Annotated in this window: 7 protein-coding genes; 4 read left to right on the forward strand and 3 right to left on the reverse strand. The window is 38.8% G+C overall.

Translation table 11 applies throughout. From position 1 onward, the window contains the following. The first annotated feature begins 196 nt into the window (after window positions 1–196). From KXG62_RS33295 to KXG62_RS33305, 3 genes are read left to right on the forward strand one after another with little or no spacing between them, the layout of a single operon-like run. Window positions 197–856, forward strand: a complete 660-nt coding sequence (locus tag KXG62_RS33295) for a TnsA endonuclease N-terminal domain-containing protein (protein WP_218096308.1) — start codon at window positions 197–199, stop codon at window positions 854–856. Continuing rightward, on the forward strand, window positions 849–2,942 hold the full coding sequence (locus KXG62_RS33300; protein ID WP_218096309.1) for a Mu transposase C-terminal domain-containing protein: 2,094 nt from the start codon (window positions 849–851) through the stop codon (window positions 2,940–2,942). The genes KXG62_RS33295 and KXG62_RS33300 overlap by 8 nt, the downstream gene beginning before the upstream one ends. Window position 2,943: 1 nt before the next feature. Then, on the forward strand, window positions 2,944–3,927 hold the full coding sequence (locus KXG62_RS33305; RefSeq protein WP_218096310.1) for a TniB family NTP-binding protein: 984 nt from the start codon (window positions 2,944–2,946) through the stop codon (window positions 3,925–3,927). Here the strand turns inward: KXG62_RS33305 and KXG62_RS33310 are convergent. Genes KXG62_RS33310 through KXG62_RS33320 form a run of 3 tightly spaced genes read right to left on the reverse strand, consistent with a single transcriptional unit; the run spans window position 3,924 to window position 5,835 of the window. Continuing rightward, complete coding sequence (locus KXG62_RS33310) at window positions 3,924–4,238, reverse strand: hypothetical protein (RefSeq protein WP_218096311.1); 315 nt, start codon at window positions 4,236–4,238, stop codon at window positions 3,924–3,926. The genes KXG62_RS33305 and KXG62_RS33310 overlap by 4 nt on opposite strands. Before the next feature lie 2 nt (window positions 4,239–4,240). Further along, a complete protein-coding gene (locus tag KXG62_RS34310) occupies window positions 4,241–5,410 on the reverse strand; it encodes an HNH endonuclease (protein ID WP_246627761.1) in 1,170 nt (389 codons plus the stop codon). Further along, window positions 5,407–5,835, reverse strand: coding sequence for a DUF6884 domain-containing protein (locus KXG62_RS33320; RefSeq protein WP_218096312.1), 429 nt, complete (start codon window positions 5,833–5,835; stop codon window positions 5,407–5,409). Before KXG62_RS33320 ends, KXG62_RS34310 begins: the two co-directional genes overlap by 4 nt. 177 nt (window positions 5,836–6,012) lie before the next feature. Here KXG62_RS33320 and KXG62_RS33325 point away from each other — a divergent pair, with 177 nt between their 5' ends. After that, window positions 6,013–8,064 (forward strand): AAA domain-containing protein, encoded by a 2,052-nt coding sequence (locus KXG62_RS33325; protein WP_218096313.1) that lies wholly within the window; start codon window positions 6,013–6,015, stop codon window positions 8,062–8,064. The last annotated feature ends 101 nt before the right edge of the window (window positions 8,065–8,165 follow it).

The following is an 8,165-nucleotide window of genomic DNA, read 5'->3' on the forward strand; positions in this document are numbered from 1 at the left end:
TACTTCATTTTGAGCGCCTCTTTCGTATGTGGGTTTTGTTCTTGCCGGAACGTTTCCCAGTATACAAGAGGGGCTTTTTGCGTTCAAAGCTCAAATTACTTCATTACAGGAATGGCTCCTTACACCCTTAATGTTTGCCTAATATCTTAATTGGCGAAACTGATTCTAACGAATTCTGTAACAAGGGGAATGAATTATGAAAATTCCTGTTCGGAAGATCAGGCCAACAAGAGGTCGGCATTACAGGAGTAAAATCGGCTCGTCCAAAAGCTTGAAAATCATACACGCAGAAAGTCTTCTTGAACGTGATTATGTTCGATTGTGTAATTTCGATCCTACAATCACAAAGATTTATTACCAACCGATTGGTATTCGATTTCACTACAATGGTAGGAAACGTCGATACTTTCCTGATTATTTGATTGTAACAAGGGAAAATCATTATTACCTGGTAGAGGTTAAGTTAAAGGAGTTTGTTGCCTCTAATTTAAATCGGGCTAAATTTTATGCAGCGACTAAATTATGTGAAGAAAAGGGCTGGACTTTTTTAGTTGCTACGGAAGATCAAATTCGACCTGGTTACTTACAAAAAAATCTCAGACTATTGCATGAGGTGAAACGACATAAAATCATTCCCTCTGTGGCGGAGTATATTAAAGCAATGTTGGAGTATATTGGCCCGCAAACCATCTTTAATTTAAGAAATGCTTGTAACATAATCGATGAATCCTTGTTCATGCTTAATCTGCACAAATTGATTTACGCCAGCGAAATTGGTACCGACATAGTACATCACCCTCTAAATGATAGTTCAATTATATGGTACTTACCAATGAAGGAGGATACTTGTGGCTAGAAACCGCTTTTCATATGGTACTAAGTTTTTATTGGATGGAATGGAACATGTGATCAAGCGTTCCGAACGAAATGAAATTGTTGTTGAACTAGTAAAATACAAACAAACCAAAAGTTTTCCTATAAGCGAATTAGAGGAAGCCTTTGACGAGGAACGACTCGCATTTCAAGACATTACTGAAAGAGCAAATAAAATCAAATTGGATCTGAATCAACTAAGTGAGAAGGAAAAAGCAAGTATAAAGATAAAGCTAGATGTTCTTAAACCAGTTATCGATGGGGGTTATCATAAAATAAAACTAGATGAATATCTAAAGACACTTCGCGATGAGAAAGGCTACAAGGTCTCAAAGGCAACTTTCTATAACTGGAAGAAAATATGGGATCGATACGGAGATGCACGGTATTTACTCGATCTTAAACCAGGTCCTAAGGTCCGACGTACCGAAAAAGAAGTTATGAATTCGTTAGAAAAGATTATGGATGATAATCTCTACACAGGCGAAGAAGTAATCTACCATCAGATTTATCGGTTGTATAAGGACAGCATTAAAAATGTTAATGAATTAAGAAATGAGGATCAAAAGCAGGTCCTTCGCTCATTTCAGACGATTTGGAGAATATTGAAAGAAAACCGCGACTTGTTTCGTCAAAATGCTGCGAGGGATGGATATGTTGCAGCTAAGCTGCAACGTGATGGATCAAAAAGTATGACAGAGAAACCAACCCGACCATTACAACGGGTGGAACTAGATTGGACTCCAACGGATATATATTTGGTTGACCCAAAAACTCTTGAAAGAAAGAAACCATGGCTTGTCTACGCGATTGATGTTTTCTCTGGTGAACCTTTAGGATTTTATATTACTTTTGAGTATCCAGATACTTTCGCGATCAAGCAGTGTTTGTTGCACTGCTTTTTACCGAAAGTTTATCTGAAGAAGATATATCCAGCAGTACAGAACGAATGGACTGCATATGGAATTCCTAAAGAACTGGTTATCGATAACGCTTCCCAAAATAACTCTTACGATCTGGAGGAGATCTTCGATTATTTCGGTATCGATCCGCTCTATCCTGAAGTTCAAGCGGGGCATAAGAAAGGAACAGTTGAACGCGGTCTGAAAACCTTCAACGAGATATTACATACTTTAAAGGGTACGAGCTTTTCCAACATCTATGAAAAGAAGCAATATGACTCTAAGGGAAAAGCATGTATTACTCTTCAAGCGTTTTATTACATAGCGCATATCATTTTTGTCGATATCATTTCGCACAATTGGAGCCACAGCCGTATGGGAGGTACCCCTCATCAGATTTGGGAGAAGGCATTCGCAGACGACCCAAGTCTTATCAAAGAATTACCCTTCAGCAAAAAAGAAATCACCCTGGCGTTGTGTGGAGGCAGGGAGAAGAGAATCATCCAAAACAAGGGAATTATGCTCGAGGAAACGTGGTATACAAGCGACGAGCTAATGAAGCTGCGTTATCGATTAATTCAAAATGGAGACGAAGATACCCAGGTGGTGATACGTTTTGATCATTCTAATGTTAAGAAGATTTATATCGAAGATCCCTATAATAAAACCTTCATAGAAGCTTATATTGATCCCAACCGATTGCACGATTTCGAAAAGCATTACGATGTGGATCCGATACTTCCCCTTCCTTTTCAACAAATAAAAGCGATTTGTTTAAGTGAAGGAAGACAGCGTCGTGCTTTTGATGATACCCATGTGATAGATGCATTAAAAAATATCAAACAAATCCAAAATGATCAAAATAAAGACAAACGGAACAAGTACAAGCAAACCCTCGCAGAAGAAGCTCGGATAATCGATGGACTCTCACTTCAAACTTTTGATTTTGAGAGTTTAGGTGACCCTGAAAACCCGGAAACACTACATTACATAGGAGAACTAACTGAGTCTGATTTCAATAAAAAACAGGGAAACTCAAATCAGAAAAAACAAAATGAAACGGCCGAGATAACGATGATTGTGTCAAATGCTAAAAGTGAGGATGGTCATAAATCCAGCATAGATGATGACCTTCCCATGTATGAAGTATCTCGATTAGGAGGTTAAAATGGACAAACACACCTTTTCACGTTTAGGTGGATCCGCAATAAATGAAATTGAACTTCAAGAAAGACTACTGATGTTAGATCAGATCGTTGTGCATCACCAACGATTTCTTGATTTGTACCAAGTGATTCAGGATTGTCACATTTTCAAGAAGGGTGCTGCAATTCTTGGGGAAACAGGAGCGGGCAAGTCAACTTTGTTTAAGACCTATGAAAGTCGATATCCTAAAGAAACCAAAGTGAAGACTGTAAATAATCATAAGATTGAATATGATATAGTCCCCGTTCTTCGTGTAGAATTAGATTCGAATTCAAAGCCGCAAAACGTGGCTTCGAAAATGCTACAAAAGCTGGGTGATCCCTTTTATGACAAAGGAACTGAGAAGCAGCTGACTTCAAGAGTAAAGGAACACATAAAGGATGCTGAGGTAGAATTGTTGATAATTGATGAACTTCAGCATTTGATAGACACTGATACACAACGGGTTATTAGGAAGGCAGCAGATTGGCTCAAACAATTATTGAACGACTTGAATTTACCGATTATTTTTGGTGGAATCATGGAAGACGCCAAACGAATTTTCGCCTCAAATAAGCAATTGGATGAACGTTTTCCGTATAAACCAACTTTCTATGGGTTTAAGTATGTAACGGAGGAACAAAAGAAGGAGTTCAGGGGCTTCTTGAAAAGCATCGATTATCAACTACCACTTGCTGAGCATTCCAGTATTTATGACCCATATCTTTCCGAAAAGATCTATTATGCTACTTTAGGAATACCCAGAACATTAAGTCATTTACTGCATCACTCCGTTAAAACTGCCCTAAAAGCAGGCAAAGATAAGCTGGACGAGAGAGATCTACAATATGGTTTTTCGCTTTTATCGCTTGAAACCAGACCAAAGGTTGTTAATCCGTTTCATGGTAAAGCCTTTGATTTGAAAGTGGCTCTGGAAAAGGAAAAGGAGAAGCCGAGCAAAAACTAGCTCGGCTTATACCCCATATTTATTAAGCGATTACGAGCAGCGTTTCTTTCATCTTCGGAAAAAAGCGGCTCAAATTCTTCATGAAAGCCAACAAGTGCTTCGACTGTAAGATCCAGTCTACCTCTACTCCATAATTCTGAGAAGCCATCACTCGGTGTTTGTGATAAAACAAACTTCTTTGCAGTTCGAATTGACTCATCTGGAGAAGTGAGCATTTGAACGAAACGGTTTGCATTGTATCCTAATTCTTTTTTTGAAGTTTGATAAATACCCAACATGGCTCTATGAAAATTTAATTTTAATTGCTCCATAGTCATACTTCCTTTCTGCAAATCAGATTTTTCAGATCAGACATGCTTAACCATGGACGTTTTCTGTGGAGCATGCGATGACAATTAGAACAAACTAATGCAATGTCTTCGACGGTAGCATTGTATTCGCCTTCTATTTCCGAAATAGGTTTTGTATGATGACCCTCGATGAAATCTTCTCCTATTGCTCCGTATTTCTCTGCAAATGAAAAGTCGCAAACCATACATTTTAATTCGCCGTTCATACGTTTTTTATGATATTCTTTTGCTGCTTTGATGAGATAAGGGTTTCTTTCTATAACCCGGTGTTGACGAAACACTCTTTTCCCTTCTGGAAAAAGGTTAGCTTCTTCTTCATCAATCTGGTACTGAATGTCAGGAACACCCCATAATGAACGAATTTCTCGTGCATGCAGATCCTCAAGTTTATAGTTCGTTTGCGTGGCCATTCTGAGAATAAGCAAATTTTTTAAAGAATTATGTGTAACTAACTCATTCCGAGGAATAAAACCAGATGTTACTTTAACTTCATGAAGCTCGATAGGTACACGTATTCCCGGTACCGACCAGTCATTAGAATACCAATATTCTTTTGACTCCTCGTCTGTTCTGAGTATTGGGAGACCAATCACAGTACCTCGTGCGATTACACCCCCACTACCTTGTTGCCCAGCTTCAGCTCGCCATAAAAAAACTTCATCTCCAATTCGGATCTCTTTTTCAAATTGCTTTTGTCTAATGCTCCACCATATATATTTGTTTTTAGAAATGTATCCTTCAATGTTAAACTTTTTTGGGTTTCCCTGAAAAATCCAAGTTGTATTACTGTATGAAATATCAAGATCTTTAAGAAAGAGCGTGGCGACAGGATCTTTACTAACGTCTATGTAAGATAGTAGCGATAATAAGGCCATTATAAAAGAGGATCGGTGACGGCCATGACCTGGAATATCTTCTGCTGTCAAAGATTTTTTTTCATTTAATGCATTCCAAGCGTCTTGGATCCAATCCTTAGACACAAACTGCGGAGCAGATTTAGTTGTTACGAGAAGTCCGTCTTCTGTAATGCTGTTTACAATGTTCTTTTTACCTTGTACTAGAGTTCGAACTACATGGTCATTACTTTCCAAGGCAGCTAAAATATCATCCCAGACGTTCTTAAAAGGTTTCATGCCAAAGACTCCTTATACCAACGTTGTTGTTGTCCTACACCGAGACCTTTCAAGGGACGTTCACATTGAAATCCAGCATTTTCAAGTAATGGAATCAGATATTCAACATAATCTTTGCCTGCATGAAGATAGATTACTGGCTTTTGGGGGCCGAACAGGTCTTGGATTTGTCGAAAGACTTCTTTTGTCCATTGCTTTTTAACAGCGGCAGAAGCAGATTTAAGCGTTTGATCATAGGGCTCGATAATATCCGATGGTGTCACAAGTCCATGTTTTGCACTAAGAATGAACCAAGCGTCATAATGGGTTTTACAGTAAAAAGAAGCAAATTTAAATAGTTGAGAATCCCCATACAGCGATTCCGCTTCACAGGAATATGCCTTTTTTTTCTTAGAACATGCAACAAAAGCAACTCGTTTATTCATTTATATACCTCGAAGTAATCCAAATTTTGAGTACATTATACTATACGAGGATAGCTATTAAACACATTAAGTTGCTTGTGAAACTGAAAATGTCTAATATTAAAGCCAGCATAATCCACCATATGGTAAAATAGGAATGAGAAGAAAGACCTATCAAGGACTATGGAGTGGAATAACATGATTGATGGCATAACTCATTCAAAGGAATTTCTTTCTGAACTAGCCCGTTATTATATGGCGTTTTTGGAATCCGATTTTTCCGGTCGCTCAGCCCCAAGTCGCAAGATTGGTGCGGAACCTGAATCGGAAATTCACTTGACGAATTATCCGGGTATCAATGAGATGGCACTTAAAGCCTTGTTGTCTCATTTCAATAATCCTTTCGGAGCGATAAACCGTGATTCCGCAGTAATTCGAATTCCAGAGAGCATTTGTAAACAAGCGTTGAATCAAATTGATGATGGAAATATAGATTTTGCCTCCATTGAAACCTACATTAATCGTGAATTGCGTAGGAAAAAGTTGCCGGGGAAATTCAAGATAGAACAGTTGCTTGAAGAAATTGTAGAGCCAACACTTTCTGATGTAACAAATTATCTTAATGAATATCGCCTTGCCGGTCTATATGATGAGCTTTATGACCTTTGGAAAAATAAACTTTTAACGGATAAGTATGAGTTTTATTTGTATTTCCTTGATATCTGTTACGAGGAGCAGCGCTACCCCGTTTTCTATATACCACTTTCAATCGAACAAAATGAGCATGATAGTTTCTCCATTGAGTTTGACCCTGTGCTGCTCATAAACAAGAAGGCCATCGAATACGTAACGGGTTTATACGCTGAAGAACAAAAAAAGGATTGGCAGGTTGAGCTTCCGCCGCGGCATATTTACTTGGCCAATTTTCAAAGTGAAACGGAGTTCATTACTTATCTCAAAAATATAATCAGCGAATTAACCAACTTCCTAGGGATGCGAACAATCGATCTTAAGGGATCACAAGATTCAGTATTAAAAAATAAGAACGGTAAATTTGAGATTACGAATCAATGTTATTTTGTTCTCGCTGACAAGTCTGACGAATCATTGCTTAATGATTACGAGGAATTGCTAACTCTGCTCCAGTCCGGGGAGAATTCCGAGGCCTTGGCTCTATTTAACAAGCTCAGTGAAGACTTTCTTGTCCGTAACCCCAAGTCCTTTGCTAGAGTCATTGAGGAGGATTATGAGAACAAGACCAGTAGTGAAAGGCTCAGCTATACAAGTCCTATTCCGTTAAACAAAGAGCAAATCCAAGTCCTGAAGGCGATTGACACAGAAGGTTGCGACCGGATCATTATAGAGGGTCCTCCTGGTACCGGCAAGAGCCATACGATCACGGCCATCATTTTTAATGCTCTAATGAACGGTAAATCGGTTCTGATGGTTAGTGATAAGAAGGAAGCTTTGGATGTTGTCGAAGATAAGATAAACTCTGTCTTGGATAAAATGAAACTCGATGACTTCGTGCAAAATCCAATTCTTCGCCTTGGCAAAAAGGATTCAAATTTCGCCGGTATATTCAAAACAGTTAATTACGAGAAAATCAAGACCCGGCATGGGGCATACCGTAGACACAAGGAACAGGTTGAATCCGAAATTAAAGAAACACATTCCAAAATGATTAGTGATATTGAGGGTGAAATCGACTCCCAATATTTCCTCCACTCGGACCAGGTTCAAAAGTATGTTGCTTATGAATCGACTTTCGAACAGCAATGGAAGAATCGGTTGAATTTAGCTGAGTTGAGAGATGGTAAGAAACCGCAGCGTCTGTTTGATCTGTGGAGATCGTTGTCTGGAATTCTCCACGCTATGGATCAGTTAAGAGAAATGAGCCAAATCAAGTTTCATTTTGATGGAATGACTTTTGACAAATGGAAATCCAGCCTCGAAGCACTCTTGAAGGAGCTACAGCCAATACATTTAAGCTTGAATAGGGAACAGAAAACCTTCAAGTTTCTTCGTGTTATTGAAGCCACCAAAGTTCAAGTGCTTGATCAATGCATGAAGGAACTCGATGAGCTAAGAAATCCTTTGTTCGGGTTTCTATTCGCCGGGAAAAAGATCAAGGCCCTAGAGCAACGTCTAGCTGAAGAGTTCTTCGGGAGTGAGAAATTTTCATTAAAGGCGGAACGAGCGACAATTCAAAATGAACTCCAGTATTATAAACTCAACTTTCGCATCTAATAAATCAGCCTAAGTCCGTGTGCGTACTGGATTTGTGATCGATAAGATACCTTGATTGAAAAATAGAAAAACACCGCTTCCTTTGGTAAAGTGAGAGTGTC

The sequence above is a fragment of the Paenibacillus solanacearum genome (assembly GCF_910593845.1).
Lineage (GTDB): Bacteria > Bacillota > Bacilli > Paenibacillales > NBRC-103111 > Paenibacillus_G > Paenibacillus_G solanacearum.